This is a genomic window from Citrobacter sp. Cf087, assembly GCF_030334285.1.
GTDB classification, from domain to species: domain Bacteria; phylum Pseudomonadota; class Gammaproteobacteria; order Enterobacterales; family Enterobacteriaceae; genus Citrobacter; species Citrobacter freundii.
Genome location: NZ_JAOWED010000022.1, coordinates 275,599 through 296,689 on the forward strand (window position 1 = coordinate 275,599; position 21,091 = coordinate 296,689).

The window sequence follows — 21,091 nt, forward strand, 5'->3', positions numbered from 1 at the left end:
TCAGGCTTCCTTAGTGCCGATACGCACGATCTGACCATCAGAATGAAAGGCGTAATCCGGGATTGCCAGGTTGGCCGTTGCGGGGCCGCGCGTCACGCGCCCGGAGGTATCAAATTCCGAGCCGTGGCACGGACAAATCCAGCCCAGCCCTCCCGGCTGGGCGTTGGGGACACATCCGGCATGTGGACAGTACCCTTGAACCACTAGCCATTGGGGATGAACGGCAGAGACCCTCTCGCTGTCAGACTGTGGGTCAATAAGCGTATGCCAGTCGGTATTTCTGGCGGCGACAATCTCTTCCTGCGTGCGGTGGTGAATAAGAATCAGCTTTCCCTGCCATATGCGCCTGATGGTTTGTCCAGCAGCAACACCCGCAAGAGAAACATCAATCGGTTCATTTTCCCCTAGCGTTTTCTCATCCGGGCTTAAGGCCGAAACCAGCGGCCACACGGCAGCCGCGACGCCCGCCGCGCCGACGAATTTCGTCAGTTTACACAGGCATTCCCGACGCTGTTCCTGGATTTCGCCATCTGCAAGTTTTTTATCTGCCACCTTGTATTTCTCCCAGAGTAATGCGGATTATTGTTTGTCGATACGCGCGTAAATTTCCTGAAAGCGCTTATCAGCAATACCCGGCGCTTTGAATGCCCGATAGCTGTCCGGTAACGTGGTATCGCCAACCTTAATCATCATCACCATGCCCTGAGCGTAATGCGGTGAACATTTGATGCCGTAAAATCCAGGATTGTCATAAGTCACCTCGATCTCTTCATCTATTTTTCCCATGAAACCGGGATAGTCAGCCGGAGACAATTCAGCAATTGAAGCCGCGTTGTGGCTCTTATGCTTACGGATAAACTTCACCGTATCACCGGGTTGGATCTCCAGATAATCCGGCTCGTAGACCATCGGCCCCGCAGACCCACGATTCTTCATCAACACTTCGTGAGTTTGCGCGAAGGCTGAAGAGGCGAGGGCGAGTAAACACAAAACTTTCAGACTCTGTTTGAGGTATTTCATCGATTCTTCCTTAAAATTCATCAGGTCTTTGATAACGAATAAAACAGTTTTCACTACCCGCTTCATGTTCGACAACGGCGTCGATACCAAACCAGGCATGGAGATTTTCGCGGGTAAAAACGGTGCAAGGTTTACCCTGCATCGCCATTTGTCCGGAGGTCATTACGATGATGCGATCGCAGAACATTGCGGCATGATTAAGGTCGTGCAGAGCAGCAATCACCGTGAGCTTTTCACGTTTAACCAGACTCAGCAGGCCAATCTGATGTTGAATGTCGAGATGGTTGGTGGGTTCGTCCATCAGCAACAATTGCGGCTGCTGCGCCAGCGCCCGTGCAATATGCAGGCGCTGTTTTTCTCCCCCGGAAAAGGTATGCCAGCAGCGGTGCTGTAATTCACTGAGATCGACCTTCTCCAGCATCGTTTGTACGATATCGTCATCTTTGGCAGACCAGGGGGTGAGCAGGCTAAGCCAGGGGGTCCGTCCCAGAGAAACGGCTTGTAAAGCGGTAATCCGCTCGCTGGTTTCAGCCTGTTGTTCGACCAGCGCCACATGTTGCGCAAGATGACGCCGCGAATAGTGCTGGAGCGCTTTTTGCCGCAGAGTGATGTGCCCGGAAGTCGGCTTCAGCAAACCGGCCAGCAGTGAAATCAGTGACGTTTTGCCCGAGCCGTTGGGACCGATGATACCGACAAACTCGCCGGGAGTTACGCGGAGAGAAATATCATCAACAATCGTCTTACCCTTTACCTTCCAACGCAGATTGCAGGCTTCAATAACGGCTTGCGCAGAGGTAACAAGTGGCTGTACGAGGTTTACCGTCATTTGTTCTGGTTTCCTCTTATCAGAATGATTGAAAACGCAGGCGCGCCGACCAAAGCCGTGATTACCCCAATGGGCAGTACCTGGCCGGGTAGTAACGTGCGAGAAATAACATCGGCGACAATGAGGAAAATGGCGCCGGTAAGCGCACTAACCGGCAGCAGTCGATGATGCTGGTTGCCGACCAGCAAACGAGCGGCATGAGGGATCACCAGACCGACAAAGCCGATCGCACCAACAATGGAGACCATAATCGCCGTCATGCCGGTGACGGCAGCAATCAGTACTGCGCGGGTACGTTTGACCGGAATGCCCAACGATGCCGCGGATTCAGCGCCAAAGGAGAACGCATCAAGGTGGCGGGCATAACAGAAGCACAGCGCAATACCGACCAGAGCGGTAGGAATAGCTAAGACAACATCGGGCCAGCGTACACCGCTCAAATTGCCTAACAACCAGAACATAATTCCGCGTGCTTGCTCGGCGTTTGCTGAGCGGGTGATGATAAGCGACGTAATCGCATTGAACAGTTGCGAACTGGCGATCCCGGCAAGAATGATTTGGGTTGTAATCCCGCCGCCTTGTTTACCGCCAGCGGCCATCGCCAATAGCGCAACGAACAGAAATGCCGTCAGCGCACCAATGAACGCCCCTAAAGACATACTGATGATGCCAGCCCCCAGTCCCGTGAGCGCAATCAGCACCGCACCGGTAGATGCTCCGGCAGAAATCCCCAGTAGATAAGGTTCGGCGAGCGCATTGCGCAGCAACGACTGCAACACTACGCCGGAAACAGCCAGGCAGGCGCCGCAGCTTGCTGAGACCAGTGCTCGGGTCAGGCGGTAGTTCCAGACGATCCCCGCATCCAGTGCATCGACAGGATAGTGGGTATCGAAAAGATGATTTGCCAACGTGCTGAGTACGTGCTGCCAGGGGATAAACGTTTCGCCGATGGAAATCCCCGCCAGCAGTACGCAACACATCAGCGCACTGACCCAAACGGCATGACCACCGACTCTCACCGCAAGCTGACCAACAGCGCGACGCATCCTGCGAGAATCACTCATGATTATCTGCGTTCCTGAGTAACGGAGATGCGCTATACCGTGCCGTGATATAGCGCAAAATGTAGATTAATGAGCAGCCTGCGGATGTGCTAAGCCATATTCAACCAGAGCGTCAGCCAGTTTTTCCACCCCATCAATAGTTCTGATCCCGGCATTCATTGTCTGTACGTCAATGGCCGGCAGATGGTTTTCTTTGACGGCAGGAATCAGTTTGGTGACAGGATCGGACTGGAGGTATTCCATCTTGATCTTCCAATCATCTGCCGGGAAGCGTCGGCGGCTCATCTCACCGAGCACAATGACAGAAGGGTTAGCTTTAGCGATGGTTTCCCAGCCCACCGTTGGCCACTCTTCAGCAGAATCAATGACATTTTTCACACCCAGCGTTTGGGCTATCCATGCTGCTGGGCCAAACTTCCCGGCAACGTAAGGATCGAGCTGTAAATCGGCGCTTGAGAACCAGAACACGGCAGAAACATTCTTATCCATGCCGGTAATTTTATTTTTTGCTGCTGATTCACGCGCTTTAAGGCTGGCAATCAGCGCTTCGCCTTTATCCTGAACATCAAAAATTTTTGCCAGATCGGCGACTTCCTGATACACCATAGCAATATCAAACATGCCCTTACGAACACCATCACCCCCATCTTCGTTATCCTTAGCACAGTCAGCTGGCGCGGTGTAAACGGGCACCTTCAGTTCACTAAACTGTTCGTATGAGGCAACTGTGCCAGCAGGGCCGATTTGCCACTCAAACTGGCTGGCGACCAGATCTGGTTTTTTAGCCACAATTCCTTCAAAGCTGGGAATATTTTGCGCAATGACGGCAACTTTTTCATTTGCTGCTTTGTAAGCATCCAGTACCGGGCCAAACCACAACGAAGTACCCACGACGCGATCGGCCAGCCCCAGTGAATAGAGAATCTCGGTACTGTTCTGACCCACGGTTGCCACGCGCGTTGGTGCCTGATTAAAGGTAATATCGCGTCCACAGTTTTTAATCGTCAGAGGATATTCGGTTTTTGCCGCGTTAGAAAAACCGGAAGTCAACAGTACAGTGGTTCCAACAATAGCCAGAAGCGTTTTTTTAGAAGAGAAAAATGTAGAATTAGCGTGCATTATCATCGTCCCGTTGATGCCAGAATCTTAAAGTCTGGTCATGGCTCATTTCATTCCATATATCGGGAGGAGACATGAAGATAGATGACATTAAATCGTGAATTTTAAGAATGAAGATATGCAACAAATGCAAATAAGCCTTACTTAGCCAAAATCTTATTCATAAATACACTACTGCTTACGTCAAATAATTCATCCCATGGACCATCCCGTCCACTTAATGGTATACATCGTTGACAGCAGGTCTCCTGACTCACGGTAATCAGAATATCGGCCTTCCCATAAAGACGAGCTTTACAGTGACCTGTGGCTTATTAACCACACAAGGATATTCTGCATCCGCCTACAGTTGCGGGGGCAGTTATGGAATTGAATTGAATAATTCTCACCATATTCCTATTCATATACAAAAATGTAATGAAATGCTGTCAAAAGCGACTCTAACGGCAATTGTTAACGAGGTCAACCGTATGAATAAACAGGGAAAACCTCACACCTTTGGTAAAATTGTTATGTTTTACAATTGGTTATGCTTAAATCCTTTATCTCGGATGTATACATGAAAATAACAATAAAAAGCTAAATGAGAATTGATTGATATTGATCAAACTATAAACACGGTTTTATTTTTTCAATTTAATCATATTGATCGTTATCAATAACGCAGTTAATTAGCGTTGGGTTAATTTAATAATGTGATCTCTGCATATGTACCAATTGCCATTCATCCTGCATATCCATAACGACGCTAAAATCTTTACGCAACCAAAAATGATACCCTCCAGGCAAGAAATGATGAGTATGAAGATATAAGGTTTTATATTTTTGCTGCTGGCAGAACATTTGAGCTAAAGCAAACAACCGGCTTCCGATTCCCTGTCTGCGGTAGCGCGCATCCACGTAGCAACGACAAATTTCTGCCGTTTCAGGCAAATTATAGTGCCCACGTAGCTCAGTGATACGATCATCATATTGACATACCGCAAGTGTAGCGATGAGCTCTTGTTTTTCACTCCATGCGCAAAGTAATAGATTTCTTTCTTGCAAAATATACTGCTGCCTGAGATCGAAGATATCTTCTTCAGCAGCAGGCATGACTCTCCCGGCATTGAAGAACAAATTAAGATGCTTAATAAGGAACGACTGAACAGCAGGTATATCGGCGTGAGTCATCTCACTAAACCTTAATCGGGTCATGGCAGGCATCCAAGCTTAGAGTGGAATACGATAATAACAATAAGACCATTTTCAAAACAATATTGACGCTGCTATGGCTACTCGCGCCAACGCGGTAGTCACCAGCGATTTGGGGGCTAATCTGTTCTTTTATTGTTCTGGGTCTTGCTTTTCCTAACTGTTGCCGGGGCATAGTTTTCCTCTGCATCCTAAGCCTGCAACTCTAACTCTCAGAAATGAGAGGCCGATCCTTTGAGCAGGACTTTTGTCCTCAATCCTCTGCAAACGTCTGGTTACAATCCCTGCATATCTCCAATACCCATAATTCAGGAATTGTTATGACTGCACATATTAATGCTAAAGCGGGTGATTTTGCGCCAACTGTGATTATGCCGGGCGATCCGCTGCGCGCAAAATTTATTGCCGAAAATTATCTTATGGATTACCGCGAAGTTACCAACGTGCGTAATATGCTGGGCTATACCGGTCTTTATTTTGGTCAACCTGTTTCGGTGATGGGACACGGTATGGGTATTCCGTCTATGACGCTATACGCCCATGAGCTGGTACATGATTTTAATGTGAAGAGAATTATTCGCGTCGGTAGTCTGGGGGCAACACAACCGCATGTCAAAATGCGCGACATTATTCTGGCTCTCGCTGCCGGTACTGACTCTGTCACAAATTTAAAACGTAGCGCGGGCTACACGATGGCGACGTCCGCTCACTTCCCATTACTACAACAGGCGTGGATGCTGGCACAGAAGGCCGGAATCGACATTAAGGTCGGTAATGTTTTCAGTGGCGATCTTTATTACGATCCTGACGAAAACCTCGTTCCTGCACTGGAAAAGTTTGGTGTACTGGGTGTGGATATGGAGGTGGCCGGCTTATACGCCTTAGCACACCAATTTAATATTGAAGCACTGGCTATTTTAACGGTGTCCGATCATTGCCTGACAGGCGAAGAAACCACGGCAGAGGAACGACAATTAACTTTTAAAAATATGATTGAGCTGGCGCTAAATACAGCCGTTACGGCTTAGCATTGGCTTTTAATTGAACCAATCAGGGATGTCATTATATGAAGAATAAAATAGCACTTACACTGATTAGTTTTCTGGCAAATTTTATTATGGCGGGGTTTGCCAGTCAGTTTGGAATGCTGATTGAACCGATTGCGGTACGTTACAGTGCTGATGTGAATACCGTTGCCTCGATATTTTCGCTGCTTAACGGTGGGGCATTAGCGGGGACCATCGCCGCCTTTTTCCTGATAGAAAAAATTGGCGTCAAGCGAATGACGTTTATTATCTATTCGATAGTGTTCCTCTGTTCGCTGGCAATGCACTTAAGCCCCGGCTTATGGCCAGTGATGGTTGCTATGACTTTGGTGGGCTTTTGCGGTGGGATTGGTCTGTGTGTGGCAGGAACGATTGTCGTTTCGGTATGGCAGGATCGCATTCAAAGTACAATGTTGGTGGTACAAGACGCCACCTTTAACGTCGCAGGCGTGGTTTTCCCGCTGATCACCACCTACGCCCTGACGCACAATATGTCATGGAGTTACAGCTATCTAAGTGTTGGCATGGTGGCCTTACTTACGTTAGGTGTGGTGGCGCTCACTCGTTTTACTGCCTGTGAAAACGCGTCTGCGGAGGAGCGGACAGACGCGGTGAAGTCTGAGTGGAACCCAGGGATTATTAGCGGAGGTATTGGTCTGTTCTTAGGTATGCTGGCGCTGTATACCTTCCTGACCTGGGCACCATTATTTGTGAAGAACAAATTTGGCATTCCTTTTGAAGAAGCCGGTAATATTATTACGCAATACTGGGGAGCGGCGTTGGTTGGGGCGCTAGTATCAACTGTCATTGTTTCTCGAGTGAGGATACATTATTTCCTGTTGAGTATTATTTTGCTCGCTTGCGTTATTACGACCATTATTGTAACGAAAGACAACATCTCGGGGCTTGATTATCTGGCTTATAGTTACGGATTCGTCTGTGCGGCGCTGTATAACTCCTTTATTGCCTACGGAGTTTCATTTGTGAAGCGCGCAAGTAGTCAGAATGTTTCATATATTTTAATTAGCGGTAGCGCCGGGGCTATGTTTAGTCCAGCGATCAGTGCGCTAATGGAAAAAACAATGGGCTTGCAGAAAATTATGTACGCAATACCAGTATTATATTTAATAATCTTTATCATGTTGATGGGTACATTAAAACTTAAACGTAACAAAGCACAGTAATAACACTTACCTCTCTAATTAGATAGTCAGTCGCCACACCATTTATTTGGTGGGGCGACACTCAACCTTGCTCAAAGGAATTGAAAATGATGAAGAATAAATCAATGATTAAAAAAACAGTTCTGGGCGCAATCGTTGCAATGAGCTGTACGCAAGCGCTTGCTGCTGATTATACCGATGGCAACGTCCGTAAAAATGATTTTAACTGGATGCAGATGAACTTAATGCAAAGTGTGGATGCGAAAGTGCCTTATGGTATTCGTAATGACACTTATCTGGAACTGGAGTTTGGGGCGCGTTCCGGAATTATCGATCTGTATGGTTATGTCGATTTCTTTGATATTTTTGACCGCAAGCAGGATGACCGCCATGGTGGCGATAACTTTTTCGCCAAGATATCCCCACGGTTTTCCCTGGATGCTATTTTTAATAAAGATTTATCCGTTGGGCCATTTAACGAATTCTATATCGCAACGGTAAATAACATTGGCGACCGGGAATTATTTGAACATTATGTCGGTCTGGGCACAGATGTTAAGGTTCCGTGGTTTGGTCTGGTGGGAATGAACATCTATGCGCATTATGTGCGTGAAAACTACGGTGCGGATAACGAAGGCAAGTGGGATGGCTACATGTTCTCGACTAACTGGTCGACGCCGTTCTATACCTTTGCCAACGGCAGCTACCTGAACTATCAGGGTTACTTTGACTATCAGTTCGCCGCTAACAAGATTGCTAATCAACCGTTATACAGCAATAACGCGATTGAATGGTATAACGGTATCTACTGGCATTCAGAGCATTATGCGGTGGGTTATGGCCTGAAGTATTTCCGCAATATGGCATTGATGGAAAATCACGGCGGAGCAGGGCGCACCACCGGACTCGGTCACTACTTCAACCTTACCTATAAATTCTGATTGCGCTGAACTGACACACCAACCTTCTCTACGGGGATGGTGTGTCAGTCAATGATGTCATTGCCGAGGAATTTACGCAGCCCATCCAGATCCTTAATTTCCAGTCCTTGCTTCGTGCGCGTTACCAGTCCGGCATCCGTCAGGGCTTTAACCGCCCGCCGATAGACCCGATCGGTGGTGCCGAACCGTTCTGCTTCCTGGTATTTTTTATGGAAACCATCCATCGGCTGTTTGTTCTGATGCTGGCGATACAGATCATACGCCACGTTATGAACGATAGGGTAGAGCATCCGGTGCAGGAAGATTTCCAGCATATCCTGATAATCAATCGCCATCGCACTGGCAAAAAATATCGCCAGTCTCGGGTGCTGGTTTAGCGCTTCTTCCAGACGATCACAGCTGCACACCGCCACGGTCAACGGCTCTTCGGCCACGATATCAAGCTGGCAGCGATACCCGGTAAAAAACTCCATTTCACCAAATAGTTGCTCATCACATTCCATTGCGCCCAACTGAAAACGGCGACCATTTTCCGCGCTGTAACGCAGGGAAATTCTGCCTGATTGCACCATGATAAGTCGATCGACTACCTGTCCCTGGCGATAGAGATACTCATCTTCGTGGATCATCTGCGTTTCAGAGAGCAGTTCCTGGAATATCTTCTCAATTAAGGCATCATCTTGCTGCCAGATATTGTGAAAACGACCTTTTGTGAGGGGCTTAAGCTGCATGGCTCAACGTCTTATTGTTTGAGATAATTCTTATCTCTGACTGTATGCTATCTACTGCTTAATGTCATTAAGAGCGCGGGGCGGACAATAAAAGGGCCAGCACCATGCTGGCCCTGACGCACTAAGGATGGCTGATAAAACGGGACAATCGCTGGCGCAGCAGGCGATTTTCCTGACGTAACTGAGCGTTCTCTTCCAGCAACGTCAATGCAACGGCAATCCCTGGCCAGTCAAGTTCCAGCTCCTGACGCAGGCGCATCGCGCGACGCATTACGGTCAGCGCATGATCGTCAAACGTCTCGTCTTCATGGGGTTCTATCACCCCTAAGCCGACAACCTCATGCAGTTCTTCTTCTGACACACCGGTGTACAGACAAAATTCGGTAATGGTAAAAGTGACGGTAACGTTAGCCATTATGCTTTCCCCCACTCTTTGCGCGGATCAAAGGTCTTTTGTGCATCTGCCAGTTGTTGCCACAGGGCGGCACTGGTGTCGTCAGGTTTCGGTGGCATGACGATCTTGATCACCGCATACAAATCGCCGGTATGTTTTTTACTTACCAGACCCTTGCCTTTAATGCGTAGCCGCTGACCGGCCTGGCTGCCTGCAGGTATGGTCAGCAGGATGCTCTCTTTCAGCGTCGGAACGGTTACTTTCGCACCTAGCGCAGCTTCCCACGGTGCCAGAGGAACGACAACTTCCAGATCCTGATTAACGATATCGAACAGCGGATGCGGCGCAATATGAATCACCAGCCACAAATCACCGTTCGGCCCACCGTTTTCGCCGGGCGTGCCCTGACCTTTCAGGCGGATACGCTGACCGTTACCGACGCCAGCCGGAATTTTCACGTTCAGTGTTTTAGGAATTTCTCGTTCTACCATGCCAAACGCATTGTAGACTGGCAGGTTGTAACTGATAGTGCGGCTATGCTCAGTAAGCGTTTCTTCGAGGAAGACGGCAACTTCTATTTCGATGTCATGCCCGCGGCTGGCAGGGCGCTGGCGCGACTGGTGCGCACGCTGACCAAAAATGGATGAGAAGATATCGTCGAAATCTTCGGCGCTGTAGCTTTGCCCCTCTCCTTGCTGGAATTGACGGCTGAACTGAGGGTCGTTGCGATGCTGCCACAGTTGGTCGTACTCGGCACGTCGCTGTTCATCACTCAGGACTTCCCAGGCTTCAGCAACCTCTTTAAACCGGGCCTCAGCGTCAGTCTCTTTGCTGACATCAGGATGGTATTTACGGGCGAGTCGACGATAGGCGGTCTTGATTGTCTTGAGATCGTCTGTCGGTTTCACGCCCATAATGGCGTAATAATCCTTTAATTCCATAGCGTTCTCTCGTGTAAATCAACACTTGAAGAAGGTGTACCCCGACAACAGGTAACACCGCTAAGTTTAGGGTAATCCTGATAACGGCGAATGCCAACCGGGAAGAAAGGATATTGGTCTAAATGATGTGATTGCGCACCACCAACAGCGCTTTTGACTGTTGTGTGGTGCGAAAAGTGAAATTAGCGAAATGTCAGGATTTGGTGATCAGATAGCGAACCGTATCCGCGTAGCTCTTCACAAAAGAGTTTAGGTCGTCAGATTTCAGTCCTTTTGGATTGATCATATATTTACCGTTGATAAAAATGGCGGGCACACCGGTTAAATCTACCGCTTTAGCCATTTCTTGTTGTTTTGCGGTCAGGGATTTCACGGCAAAACTGTTCCAGGCGGCATCATAATCACTGGCGCTGACGCCCGCGCTGATAAATACGTTACGAATATCATCCGCTGTTTTAACGGTTTGTTTTTTCTGAACGGCATCAAAAAGCAACGGTTTAACTTTATCTTGTACGTTTAACAGCATGGCGACGGACCAGGCGTGCGTCATGTCTTGCCCCAGCGGACCTAAAAAGTCGACGTGGTATTCGGTGAGTTTGACATCAGCAGGCAGTACTTTTTTCACGTTATCCGTGATTTCAAAAACTTCATCGTACTGATAACAGGAAGGACAGTAAAATGAGAAAAACTTCAGCGCAGCTGGGGCGGAAGCGACGGGTTTTTCCAGGGTGATATACTCTTTACCGTCGGTAAATGATGCTGCCTGAGCGCTAACTGTAAAAAGTAACCCAATCAGGGGTAATAAATATTTTTTCATTTTCATATACTCTAAATAACATTTGATAAACAAATTATCTGCTAATGAATACGTTATTCATTGCGTCTGGATATAATAAGGAAATCCCCTGAAAATGCGCTGACCCTTACTTTCATTTACGCATCAGTACGTAGCGGGCATTATTTGTGTGCTGACATTGAAATATTCTCTGGCATTCTTCGTAAATAGTGAATGATAACTTCCGTGATATTTTCGGGGGTGTTTTTAGCAATGTTATAGTGTAATAAACAAAGACGAAAATATGATTAATTATCATTTCGCCTTTAAAGCGTGAATGGCAAGGTGTTTCGCTAAGTTCTGCAAATACCCCTGTAGATTGTCTTTTTCTTGTCGCGCGTGAATGAATAGGGTAAGTGTCAGAGATGAGCAATCCAAATGGATATCACTATGATCGACCACCTGGATCACCTGGTACTAACCACCAATCATGAAGAGGCTTGCGTTCGTTTTTATGTCGAGCTTTTAGGCATGAGGTTGGAAACTTTCGCACAAGGTCGGAAAGCCTTCGTCTTTGGCAATCAGAAAATCAATCTCCATATTCGGGGAAAAGAGTTTGAACCTAAAGCCTACGCGCCAACGCCGGGGGCGCTGGATTTGTGTTTTATCACCACGCGTACACTGGAAGAGGTGACAGAGACGTTTCAAACCCACGGAGTCGAGATTATTGAAGGGCCCGTTGCACGAACCGGTGCGACAGGACCGATTCGCTCGGTTTATGTCAGGGATCCCGATCTCAATCTGATTGAAATCGCGGTATATCCAGCAGATGCTAGGACATAACTTTACAGCGCAAAGGTTGCCAAAAACCGGCGAGTGGTTAAGATAACTCGCATCAATGAGTGAGGGTATAATGGCGAAACGTCAACGGATGGGATGGTGGTTCCTCTGTCTGGCATGTGTTGTGGTGATGGTTTGCACCGCACAACGCATGGCGGGTCTGCACGCGTTGCAGATGGATACCGCCGTTACAAGCGTTGTCGCCAGCGCACAAGTGCAGGCCGATGAGGCCTCACCCGTTACCCCTTGTGAACTGAGCGCGAAGTCATTACTGGCTGCGCCACCCGTACTGTTTGAAGGTGCTATTCTGGTGCTGTGCCTGCTGCTGTCGTTGCTGGCGCCAGTGCGGGCGTTTCGTCTACCTTTTTTCCCACCGCGAGCCATCTCGCCGCCCACTCTCCGGGTGCATCTCCGATTTTGCGTCTTCCGTGAATGACAGAACAGCCGTTGCTGACTGTTAGATAATTATTCACGGAGAAAAACTATGATGACTGTTTTCAGGCAGACACTGCTCTGTCTGTTATTGCTATGGCTGCCCGTATCCTGGGCGGCTGAACCCGGCTGGCTGCGTTCACCCGATAACGATCACGCCAGCGTGCGGTTACGCGCTGATACGTCCGCTGGCGGTGAAACCCGTCTGTTGTTGGATGTCAAACTGGAGGACGGCTGGAAAACCTACTGGCGTTCTCCGGGCGAGGGGGGCGTTGCGCCTGCTATCGCCTGGAAAGAGGAAATGCCTGCGGTCGACTGGTTCTGGCCAACCCCAGCTCGTTTTGAGGTCGCCAATATCACTACCCAGGGGTATCACGATAAGGTGACGTTCCCGATGGTGGTGCGAGGTAGAGCGCCCGCCACGCTCAGCGGCGTTTTGACGCTATCCACCTGTAGCAACGTTTGCCTGTTGACGGATTTTCCTTTTTCCGTAACGCCCACAGCCCAGGACCCGACTTTTGCACATGACTATGCTCAGGCGATGGGACAGATCCCACTTGCCAGCGGCCTGACCGATGCTCTGAGCGCCGGCGCACGGGCGGGAGAGTTAGTCGTCGAGGCTCACCGTGCGGGAGGCTGGACTGCACCAGGGCTGTATCTGGATGCTGTTGATGATGCGGATTTTGGCATGCCGCAAATCCATGTTGAGGGGGAGACATTACGCGCCACGGTACCTGTACATGACGGTTGGGGAGAAGGCGCGCCGGATCTGCGTGGTAAGTCAGTCACCCTGGTGCTGGCAGATAACGGTGTTGCCCAGGAAAGTCGTCTTGCGATTGGCGAAGCCCCGGTTGTTGAGAACGCCTCACTCCCACTGTGGCAAGTGGTGCTAATGGCGCTGCTGGGCGGTTTGATCCTCAATCTGATGCCCTGTGTGTTACCGGTTCTGGGCATGAAGCTGGGCTCGATTTTGCTGGTCGAGGAAAAAAGTCGTCGCCAGGTCCGTCGTCAGTTCCTCGCATCGGTAGCCGGAATACTTGTCTCATTTATGGCTCTGGCTCTATTGATGACGGTGTTGCGTTTAACCAATCAGGCGCTTGGCTGGGGGATCCAGTTTCAGAATCCATGGTTCATTGGCGTGATGGTATTGGTGATGCTGACGTTCAGCGCCAGCCTGTTCGGGTGGATTGAATTCCGACTCCCTTCTGCGATGACTACCACGCTGGCGACTCACGGCGGCAACGGTCTGTCGGGACATTTCTGGCAAGGTGCATTTGCGACGCTGCTTGCTACGCCGTGCAGTGCCCCGTTCCTTGGAACGGCGGTGGCGGTGGCATTGACCGCTTCGCTGCCGACATTGTGGGGATTGTTTATCGCACTTGGGCTGGGAATGAGCTTACCGTGGCTGCTGGTGGCTCTGCGTCCCGGTCTGGCGCTGCGTTTGCCGCGGCCAGGACGCTGGATGAATATTTTGCGGCGTCTGCTCGGCGTGATGATGCTGGGTTCCGCTATCTGGCTTGCGACGTTGCTGCTCCCGCATTTCGGGTTCGTAGGGCAAAGCACCGGCAAAGAGAGCGTGAACTGGCAACCGCTAAGCGAGCAAGCTATTGAGGATGCGCTGGCGCAACATAAGCGCGTGTTCATTGACGTCACAGCAGACTGGTGCATCACCTGTAAGGTAAACAAGTTCAACGTCTTGCATAAAGATGACGTACAGGCCGCATTGCAACAGCCGGATGTGGTGGCGCTGCGCGGCGACTGGACACTCCCTTCTGAAGTCATTACCGAATTTCTAAAAAAACGCGGCCAGGTTGCTGTGCCGTATAACCAAATTTATGGCCCCGGTCTGCCGGAAGGCCAGGTGTTACCCACGTTGTTAACCCGCGATGCGGTACTGCAAACGTTGAACGATGCCAAAGGAGTTACCCCATGAAGATGATGATTGTTCTGCTGTTAACCCTGTTTTCTGCCGTCAGTATCGCGAAAGAGCCTGCACCGTTTACCCCGGAACAGGAAAAGCAAATTGAAGCATTAATTCAGGAAGCCCTGTTTAACGATCCCAACAGCCCGCGGATTGGCGCAAAGCAGGCAAAACTGACCCTGATAAACTTCACCGATTACAACTGCCCATACTGCAAGCAGTTGGATCCAATGCTGGAAAAAATTGTGCAGAAATATCCTGACGTGGCGGTAGTGATCAAACCGTTGCCGTTTAAAGGTGAAAGCTCGGAACTGGCGGCGCGGACCGTGCTGACGACATGGCATCAGCATCCGCAGCAGTTTCTGGCGCTACATGAAAAACTGATGCAGAAGAAGGGCTACCATACCGATGTCAGTATCAAACAGGCGCAGGAAAAAGCGGGGGCCAGTCCGGTGACGCTGGACGCCCAAAGTGCTGAAACGCTGAGCACTAACCTGCAACTGGCGCGACTGGTGGGTGTACAGGGAACCCCCGCAACGATCATTGGCGATGAACTTATTCCCGGAGCGGTGCCGTGGGAAACGCTTGAGGAAGTGGTAAAAGAAAAACTGGCGGCGGCCAATGCTCAGTAAACTGCGCCGCTGGCTGCGCGAAGGGCTGATCTTACTGGCACTGTTGGCGGGGGCGATGCTGCTGATGGATGCCTGGCGCGCGCCGCAGCTCCCTGCCTCTTTTGACAGCACGCCTTTACAAACGCTGGATGGTGAAACCGTCACGCTGGCGGCGCTCAGCAAAGACAAGCCAGTGTTGCTTTATTTCTGGGCGAGCTGGTGCGGCGTATGCCGCTTCACGACGCCGGAAGTCGACAGGCTGCGTTCTGAAGGGGAAAATGTGATGACCATTGCGTTACGCTCCGGAAATGAAGCTGAGGTATCTCGCTGGCTGTTGCGTAAAGGCGTGGAATTTCCGGTCATCAATGATGCGAACGGGGTTATTTCCCGCAGTTGGGCGATTAGCGTCACGCCCACATTGGTGGTGATGTCAGAAGGTCGGGTGGTATCAACCACCAGCGGCTGGACCAGCTACTGGAGCATGAAACTTCGGTTGTGGTGGGCGAAAACGTTCTGATAAATGTGCCGGGGAAACCCGGCATTTTTTTATGGCGTCGCCTTCCTCTGGAAGGCATATTTCGTTGCCTGACGAAGCAAGCACAGTGATTAACGTCCAGAATCAGTCATCTTCTCTTTTCCAGGAAAGTGCAACATGACGAGTTCTTTAGCGTTTGGACCCGCTCTGGTGGTGATGATTGTCGCCACATTTGTCCTCGCCGGGATGGTGAAAGGCGTTACGGGTATGGGGTTGCCCACCGTGGCGATGGGGATCCTCGGATCGCTTATTTCACCGGTTGCGGCGGCGGCTATGCTGCTATTGCCTTCGCTGATAAGCAATTTGTTCCAGTTTGGCGGTGGTGGAAATACACGCCAATTACTCAAACGACTGTGGCCAATGCTGCTGACAGTGGTAGTGGCGACTCTGCTTGCCAGCGCCTGGATTACCGGGGGCGACACCACCCGAACTCAGTTTGCACTCGGCGTGGCGCTGGTGGCCTACGCTATCTGGACACTGGCAGGAAAGAAAATTGCGGTGGCCCCGCAGCGTGAAAAACCGTACTCCCTCGTTATTGGATTTGTGACCGGCTTATTGACCGGCGGAACCGGGGTGTTTGTGATGCCCGCCGTGCCCTGGATCCAGTCCCTGGGCTTTGAGAAAGATGAACTGGTACAGGCGCTCGGGATCTCTTTTACCTTTTCGACCCTGGCATTGGCGCTGGGTCTGTGGTGGCACAACGCGCTGCCCGTACAATCCCTAAGCTTGTCGGCTTTGGCCATTGTTCCTGCACTTATTGGCCAGTGGATAGGAACCCGTGTGCGAAGGGTTATTTCTCCGCTCGTGTTTAAACGCTGTTTTCTGTTTTGTCTGGTCGGGTTGGGTACAGAGATGATGCTGCGTGCTGTGTGACCGGTTCGGTGACTTTGCGCGACTTTCATGGCATCGTTAATTCAGAGATTCAGGGGCAATGAGGTCGTTATGGCATCCGTGATGTTACATGAAGAAGAGGGCGATCTGGAGTCGAAAATGGCACTCACTGCGGCAGTGATGGCCGATAAATCGCGCTCGCGTATGCTGTGCGCCCTGATGGATGGCCGCGCCTGGACTGCAACTGAGCTCAGCGCTGTGGCGGATGTGTCTGCGTCGACCGCCAGCGCGCATCTCGCGCGTCTGTGCGAACAACGTTTTGTTGTAGCGTTGGCGCAGGGCAGACATCGTTATTTTCGCCTTGCAGGTTCCGATATCGCTGAACTGCTGGAACGCCTGATGGGCGTTGCGTGGGCGACATCAACGCCCCGGAGAATCACAACGCCGCCAGGTTTGCGGCATGCCCGCACCTGCTACGACCATCTCGCCGGAGAGGTGGCGGTGAGGTTGTTTGATACATTGGTTTCCCGTCAGTGGTTAACGCCGGATGGTGAAACGCTGACTCCTCTTGGCCAGGAAAAGCTGGCCCAGATGGGGATTGTCCTAGCGGCGGGTTCATCCCGGCGGAAGTTAACCTGCGGTTGTCTGGACTGGAGCGAGCGACGTTATCATCCTGGTGGTGTGCTTGGCGCAACGTTGCTGCGCTGGTTCAGTGAACAGCGATGGATAAAAACAGTACAGGGCAGCCGCCACGTCATCTTCACACCTCTTGGTATTCGTAAACTCGAAACCGAGTTTGGTGTTAAAACGACACGCTAGATGGTCTGTTTTGCGAAAGCGTTCCCGGAAATATGTCATATTTCTGTCACACTCTGTTGTGATTGATAACAACAAGAGGTCGTAGGGATGAATAAATCGTTAATCGCCGCCGCTGTGGCAGGGGCTGTATTACTGTCCAACGCCGCGCAGGCGCAGACCGCGCCGGAAGGGTATCAGCTTCAACAAGTATTGATGATGAGTCGGCATAACTTACGTGCACCTTTAGCCAATAATGGCAGCGTTCTTGAACAGTCCACACCCAAACAATGGCCAGAATGGGATGTCCCCGGCGGACAACTCACTACTAAAGGCGGTGTGCTGGAAATCTATATGGGCCACTACATGCGAGAGTGGCTAGCAGAGCATGGGATGGTGAAATCGGGCGAATGTCCGGCACCGGATACGGTGTATACCTATGCTAACAGCCTGCAGCGCACTGTTGCTACGGCGCAGTTCTTTGTCACCGGTGCTTTCCCAGGTTGCGATGTTCCGGTCCATCATCAGGAAAAAATGGGCACCATGGATCCCACCTTTAATCCGGTGATCACCGATGATTCCGCCACCTTCAGCCAGCAGGCCGTTCAGGCCATGGAGAAAGAGCGAAGTAAAATGCAGCTCAACGATAGCTATCAGTTGCTTGAGCAAATGACCGACTACAAAGACTCTCCATCCTGTAAAGAAAAACAGCAGTGTTCCCTGACCGATGCCAAAGATACGTTCAGCGCGAAATACCAGCAGGAGCCAGGCGTATCGGGGCCGCTGAAGGTGGGGAATTCGCTGGTCGATGCCTTCACGCTGCAGTATTACGAAGGCTTCCCGATGGACAAGGTTGCCTGGGGCGAGATTAAATCGGATCAGCAGTGGAAGGTTCTGTCGAAGCTGAAAAATGGCTATCAGGACAGCCTGTTCACCTCCCCGGAAGTGGCGCAGAACGTCGCCAAACCTCTGGTGAAATATATTGATAATGCGCTGGTTACGGAACGCGCGAAAGCACCGAAAATAACCGTGCTGGTGGGACATGACTCAAACATCGCTTCGCTGCTCACCGCGCTGGATTTCAAACCATACCAGCTTCACGATCAGAACGAGCGTACGCCGATTGGCGGGAAGATTGTCTTTCAGCGCTGGCATGACAGCAACGCAAATCGTGATCTGATGAAAATCGAGTATGTGTATCAGAGCTCGCTGCAGTTGCGTAATGCAGACGTTCTGACGCTGAAATCCCCGGCGCAGCGCGTAACGCTTGAGCTGAAAGGATGTCCGATAGATGCGGATGGTTTTTGCCCGATAGATAAGTTCGACAGCGTGCTGAATGAGGCGGCTAAATAAAAGAAAACTCCCCCGTGTTCGCGGGGGAGTCTGAGCGCTAGACGTTTTTACGTTCGATAGTCTGTTCACCCCAAAAGAGCGAATCTTTGTCTGTTTTTTCAAAGGCTTTGATGAGTACCTCATCGCTACCTTCTTCCCAAATTTTTTCCGCCAGTTTCTCGTCATAATGTGCGACTTCAAAAATGGCTTCGGCTATTTCCGGCGATGTATTGCGCAGACTTGCCCATTCGCCGACGCGATGGGCTTTCGCTTCTTGAGTTGGCATTCGAATCCTCCTGTTGAAGATTAGCCGTTGAGTTTTACTGCCAGACCTGCGACATATTCACCCTGATAGCGGGCGATAGATAATTCTTCCTGACTTGGCTGGCGGGAGCCGTCGCCTCCGGCAATGGTGGTTGCACCGTAAGGGGTACCGCCGCGAACTTGAGAGACATCAAACAGCTCTTGCGCCGCGTAACCGATAGGCACAATCACCATCCCATGGTGGGCAAGCGTAGTCCAGGTTGAGGTAATGGTTTGTTCCTGACCGCCGCCGGTTCCCGTTGAGCTGAATACGCTGGCGAGTTTGCCGTACAGACCACCAGAGGCCCACAGCCCGCCAGTCTGGTCGAGGAAGGTACGCATCTGACCGGACATATTGCCAAAGCGCGTGGGGGTACCAAAAATGATGGCGTCGTAATCAGCCAGTTCTTGCGGGGTTGCGACTGGTGCGTTTTGTGTTTTGCCGCCAGCCTTAAGGAAAATCTCAGGCTGCATGGTCTCTGGTACGCGCTTAATAATCACTTCCGCGCCATCTACCTTATTTGCGCCTTCTGCGACTGCATGGGCCATAGTTTCAATGTGTCCGTACATGGAATAATAAAGCACCAGAACTTTTGCCATTTTACACTACTCCTCGAGTTAACCGTGTCCGTAGCGACTCGCTACCTACCTTTAAAGATATGACGTACTGCCAGGAGTGCAAATTTCACAATCACTTCTTTGATTTATAACAATTTTTATAACAACCTGCTTTGTAGCAAAATGATACATATTTAACTGGGTTGAATTCGGTAGTCATAAGAAAGACTTATTGATTTCTTAGGGTGATTATTTCTTTGGCACTCCTGATCCTGTTGCAGGATATTACAGTTAGCGTCTGCCCAGTCCACGCTTCACTATGCTTAATCCCACGCAGTTATTTTCAGGGCCTCGCCCGTAACGCTGCGTGAGGTATCACTCCTCAGTACCTATGCAATATGATGTCTAATCAATGACGGAGGTCAGTAATGGCAAACCATCGGGGCGGTTCCGGCAACTTTGCGGAAGACCGCGAAAGAGCATCAGAAGCAGGTCGAAAAGGTGGCCAGCACAGCGGGGGCAACTTTAAGAATGACCCGCAACGCGCTTCAGAGGCAGGCAAAAAAGGGGGCAAAAATAGCCACGGCAACAACAAATCGTAATTGTCGGGCTATCTGTCAGATATGTCGTGACGGATGAGCGTCAGAGACAGACGTTACGTAGCCACCGCCGCCGGATCCTTCCGGCGGTTTTTTTTGTCTGCAAGGTTGAACTGTAACAAAACGCAACGCAGACTAATGACATTCAGTTAATCGGGTGTCTCATGTCATTACTCTCTCGTTATTCCTTTTCTGTTAAACCTCAGGAAGCGATCCTCATTGTGATCACCATGTTCTGGGGTGGCACGTTTCTGGCGGTGCAATATGCCGTTACCCTGAGCGGGCCTTTTTTCTTTGTCGGTGTGCGTTTTGCCACTGCCGCGCTGGCGGTCGCGCTTTTGTCGTTACACACACTGCATAAGCTGACATGGCTGGAAGTCAAAGCAGGGGTGGCAATCGGTATCGCCATTGCGCTGGGCTATAGCCTGCAAACCTGGGGGCTACAGTTTATTCCCAGCAGTAAATCGGCGTTTATTACCGCGATGTACGTTCCGTTGGTACCGCTTTTACAATGGCTGTGTCTGGGGCGCATGCCTGGACTGATGCCGTGCGTCGGTATTGTACTGGCCTTTATCGGATTGATTTTTCTCGCCGGACCGGGAGGCAATTTACTGGCTTTAGGCGAAGGCGAGTGGATCACGCTCGCCGGTGCGGTGGCGATTGCGGCAGAAATTATCCTGATTAGCGCGTGGGCGGGAAAAGTGGATGTACGGCGGGTAACGGTAGTGCAACTGGCAACGGCTTCGATAGTGGCGTTTATTGCGATGGGACCAGCCGGTGAGACCGTACCTCCAATGTCTACCGGATTGCTGGTGGTGGCGCTGGGGCTGGGGATTTTCAGCGCGATTATTCAGGTCACCATGAACTGGGCGCAGCGTAGCGTTTCGCCGACGCGCGCGACGGTTATTTATACCGGTGAGCCAGTGTGGGCGGGGATCTTTGGCCGTCTGGCGGGTGAACGCTTACCGCTACTTGCATTGCTTGGTGCGGCATTCATTATTGTTGGCGTGCTGGTCAGCGAACTGAAGTTCAAAAAGAAAAAAGCGCAGCCGCAAGAGGCGCCTCCGGAATCGCTTTAATTTAACCATTCACCGCGTGATTTGATATGCTGACGCCCTCA

General features: G+C 50.6%; 25 protein-coding genes and 1 riboswitch. Of the genes, 13 read left to right on the forward strand and 12 right to left on the reverse strand.

Annotated elements, in window-relative coordinates:
• The 6 genes from petA to OGV57_RS03355 form a co-directional block, all read right to left on the reverse strand.
• Positions 1-552, reverse strand: coding sequence for a ubiquinol-cytochrome c reductase iron-sulfur subunit (gene petA / locus OGV57_RS03330; protein ID WP_003846882.1), 552 nt, complete (start codon positions 550-552; stop codon positions 1-3).
• Between the two features lie 27 nt (positions 553-579).
• A complete protein-coding gene (locus OGV57_RS03335; RefSeq protein WP_003035925.1) occupies positions 580-1,020 on the reverse strand; it encodes a pseudoazurin in 441 nt (146 codons plus the stop codon).
• Between the two features lie 10 nt (positions 1,021-1,030).
• Positions 1,031-1,846, reverse strand: a complete 816-nt coding sequence (locus OGV57_RS03340) for an ABC transporter ATP-binding protein (RefSeq protein ID WP_286530762.1) — start codon at positions 1,844-1,846, stop codon at positions 1,031-1,033.
• Positions 1,843-2,910, reverse strand: coding sequence for a FecCD family ABC transporter permease (locus OGV57_RS03345; RefSeq protein ID WP_054528248.1), 1,068 nt, complete (start codon positions 2,908-2,910; stop codon positions 1,843-1,845). Before OGV57_RS03345 ends, OGV57_RS03340 begins: the two co-directional genes overlap by 4 nt.
• Before the next feature lie 66 nt (positions 2,911-2,976).
• Positions 2,977-4,029, reverse strand: coding sequence for an ABC transporter substrate-binding protein (locus tag OGV57_RS03350; protein WP_003035934.1), 1,053 nt, complete (start codon positions 4,027-4,029; stop codon positions 2,977-2,979).
• 221 nt (positions 4,030-4,250) lie between these two features.
• Positions 4,251-4,474, reverse strand: a riboswitch (cobalamin riboswitch).
• 242 nt (positions 4,475-4,716) lie between these two features.
• Positions 4,717-5,226, reverse strand: a complete 510-nt coding sequence (locus OGV57_RS03355; protein ID WP_008320248.1) for a GNAT family N-acetyltransferase — start codon at positions 5,224-5,226, stop codon at positions 4,717-4,719.
• Positions 5,227-5,543: 317 nt separating this feature from the next.
• On the opposite strand from OGV57_RS03355, the gene deoD reads away from it, so the two are divergent.
• The 3 genes from deoD to OGV57_RS03370 all read left to right on the forward strand — a co-directional run bounded on the left by deoD (position 5,544) and on the right by OGV57_RS03370 (position 8,373).
• Positions 5,544-6,251: a purine-nucleoside phosphorylase gene (deoD, locus tag OGV57_RS03360; protein WP_054528249.1), complete on the forward strand. Its 708-nt coding sequence runs from the start codon at positions 5,544-5,546 to the stop codon at positions 6,249-6,251.
• Positions 6,252-6,289: 38 nt separating this feature from the next.
• Positions 6,290-7,453 carry an MFS transporter TsgA gene (tsgA, locus tag OGV57_RS03365; RefSeq protein ID WP_054528250.1) on the forward strand — a complete coding sequence of 388 codons (1,164 nt, stop codon included), beginning with the start codon at positions 6,290-6,292 and terminating at the stop codon, positions 7,451-7,453.
• An 86-nt stretch (positions 7,454-7,539) separates the two neighbouring features.
• The gene (locus tag OGV57_RS03370) at positions 7,540-8,373 is read left to right on the forward strand and encodes an outer membrane protein OmpK (RefSeq protein WP_003035947.1); all 834 of its coding nucleotides are present in this window, start codon (positions 7,540-7,542) and stop codon (positions 8,371-8,373) included.
• A 44-nt stretch (positions 8,374-8,417) separates the two neighbouring features.
• Here OGV57_RS03370 and OGV57_RS03375 read toward each other — a convergent pair whose 3' ends face one another.
• From OGV57_RS03375 to dsbA, 4 genes are all read right to left on the reverse strand, one after another.
• On the reverse strand, positions 8,418-9,104 hold the full coding sequence (locus OGV57_RS03375; protein WP_003846869.1) for a Crp/Fnr family transcriptional regulator: 687 nt from the start codon (positions 9,102-9,104) through the stop codon (positions 8,418-8,420).
• Between the two features lie 121 nt (positions 9,105-9,225).
• On the reverse strand, positions 9,226-9,519 hold the full coding sequence (cbpM, locus tag OGV57_RS03380; RefSeq protein WP_003836827.1) for a chaperone modulator CbpM: 294 nt from the start codon (positions 9,517-9,519) through the stop codon (positions 9,226-9,228).
• The gene (cbpA, locus tag OGV57_RS03385) at positions 9,519-10,439 is read right to left on the reverse strand and encodes a curved DNA-binding protein (protein WP_003035957.1); all 921 of its coding nucleotides are present in this window, start codon (positions 10,437-10,439) and stop codon (positions 9,519-9,521) included. The genes cbpM and cbpA overlap by 1 nt, the downstream gene beginning before the upstream one ends.
• Positions 10,440-10,632: 193 nt before the next feature.
• Entirely contained in the window at positions 10,633-11,256 is a 624-nt protein-coding gene (dsbA, locus tag OGV57_RS03390; protein WP_003035960.1) for a thiol:disulfide interchange protein DsbA, read from the reverse strand.
• A 396-nt stretch (positions 11,257-11,652) separates the two neighbouring features.
• Here dsbA and OGV57_RS03395 point away from each other — a divergent pair, with 396 nt between their 5' ends.
• From OGV57_RS03395 to agp, 8 genes are all read left to right on the forward strand, one after another.
• On the forward strand, positions 11,653-12,057 hold the full coding sequence (locus tag OGV57_RS03395) for a VOC family protein (RefSeq protein ID WP_003035964.1): 405 nt from the start codon (positions 11,653-11,655) through the stop codon (positions 12,055-12,057).
• Between the two features lie 70 nt (positions 12,058-12,127).
• Positions 12,128-12,490 carry a hypothetical protein gene (locus OGV57_RS03400; RefSeq protein ID WP_003836824.1) on the forward strand — a complete coding sequence of 121 codons (363 nt, stop codon included), beginning with the start codon at positions 12,128-12,130 and terminating at the stop codon, positions 12,488-12,490.
• 48 nt (positions 12,491-12,538) lie between these two features.
• The gene (locus OGV57_RS03405; RefSeq protein ID WP_054528251.1) at positions 12,539-14,419 is read left to right on the forward strand and encodes a protein-disulfide reductase DsbD family protein; all 1,881 of its coding nucleotides are present in this window, start codon (positions 12,539-12,541) and stop codon (positions 14,417-14,419) included.
• Positions 14,416-15,039: a DsbA family protein gene (locus tag OGV57_RS03410; RefSeq protein ID WP_003035975.1), complete on the forward strand. Its 624-nt coding sequence runs from the start codon at positions 14,416-14,418 to the stop codon at positions 15,037-15,039. The genes OGV57_RS03405 and OGV57_RS03410 overlap by 4 nt, the downstream gene beginning before the upstream one ends.
• Complete coding sequence (locus tag OGV57_RS03415) at positions 15,029-15,535, forward strand: protein disulfide oxidoreductase (RefSeq protein WP_054528252.1); 507 nt, start codon at positions 15,029-15,031, stop codon at positions 15,533-15,535. The genes OGV57_RS03410 and OGV57_RS03415 overlap by 11 nt, the downstream gene beginning before the upstream one ends.
• Before the next feature lie 135 nt (positions 15,536-15,670).
• The gene (locus tag OGV57_RS03420) at positions 15,671-16,426 is read left to right on the forward strand and encodes a sulfite exporter TauE/SafE family protein (protein WP_054528253.1); all 756 of its coding nucleotides are present in this window, start codon (positions 15,671-15,673) and stop codon (positions 16,424-16,426) included.
• Positions 16,427-16,495: 69 nt separating this feature from the next.
• On the forward strand, positions 16,496-17,203 hold the full coding sequence (locus OGV57_RS03425; RefSeq protein WP_054528254.1) for an ArsR/SmtB family transcription factor: 708 nt from the start codon (positions 16,496-16,498) through the stop codon (positions 17,201-17,203).
• Between the two features lie 87 nt (positions 17,204-17,290).
• Positions 17,291-18,532 (forward strand): bifunctional glucose-1-phosphatase/inositol phosphatase, encoded by a 1,242-nt coding sequence (gene agp, locus OGV57_RS03430; protein ID WP_054528255.1) that lies wholly within the window; start codon positions 17,291-17,293, stop codon positions 18,530-18,532.
• 37 nt (positions 18,533-18,569) lie between these two features.
• On the opposite strand, the gene OGV57_RS03435 is transcribed toward agp, so the two are convergent.
• Both OGV57_RS03435 and wrbA read right to left on the reverse strand, forming a co-directional pair.
• The gene (locus tag OGV57_RS03435) at positions 18,570-18,797 is read right to left on the reverse strand and encodes a YccJ family protein (protein ID WP_003036015.1); all 228 of its coding nucleotides are present in this window, start codon (positions 18,795-18,797) and stop codon (positions 18,570-18,572) included.
• A 20-nt stretch (positions 18,798-18,817) separates the two neighbouring features.
• Positions 18,818-19,414 carry an NAD(P)H:quinone oxidoreductase gene (wrbA, locus tag OGV57_RS03440; RefSeq protein WP_003832057.1) on the reverse strand — a complete coding sequence of 199 codons (597 nt, stop codon included), beginning with the start codon at positions 19,412-19,414 and terminating at the stop codon, positions 18,818-18,820.
• Positions 19,415-19,800: 386 nt separating this feature from the next.
• Between wrbA and OGV57_RS03445 the strand changes: the two genes are divergently transcribed.
• Both OGV57_RS03445 and OGV57_RS03450 read left to right on the forward strand, forming a co-directional pair.
• The gene (locus OGV57_RS03445) at positions 19,801-19,974 is read left to right on the forward strand and encodes a con-10 family general stress protein (RefSeq protein ID WP_003036022.1); all 174 of its coding nucleotides are present in this window, start codon (positions 19,801-19,803) and stop codon (positions 19,972-19,974) included.
• 161 nt (positions 19,975-20,135) lie between these two features.
• On the forward strand, positions 20,136-21,050 hold the full coding sequence (locus OGV57_RS03450; protein WP_032936254.1) for a DMT family transporter: 915 nt from the start codon (positions 20,136-20,138) through the stop codon (positions 21,048-21,050).
• The last annotated feature ends 41 nt before the right edge of the window (positions 21,051-21,091 follow it).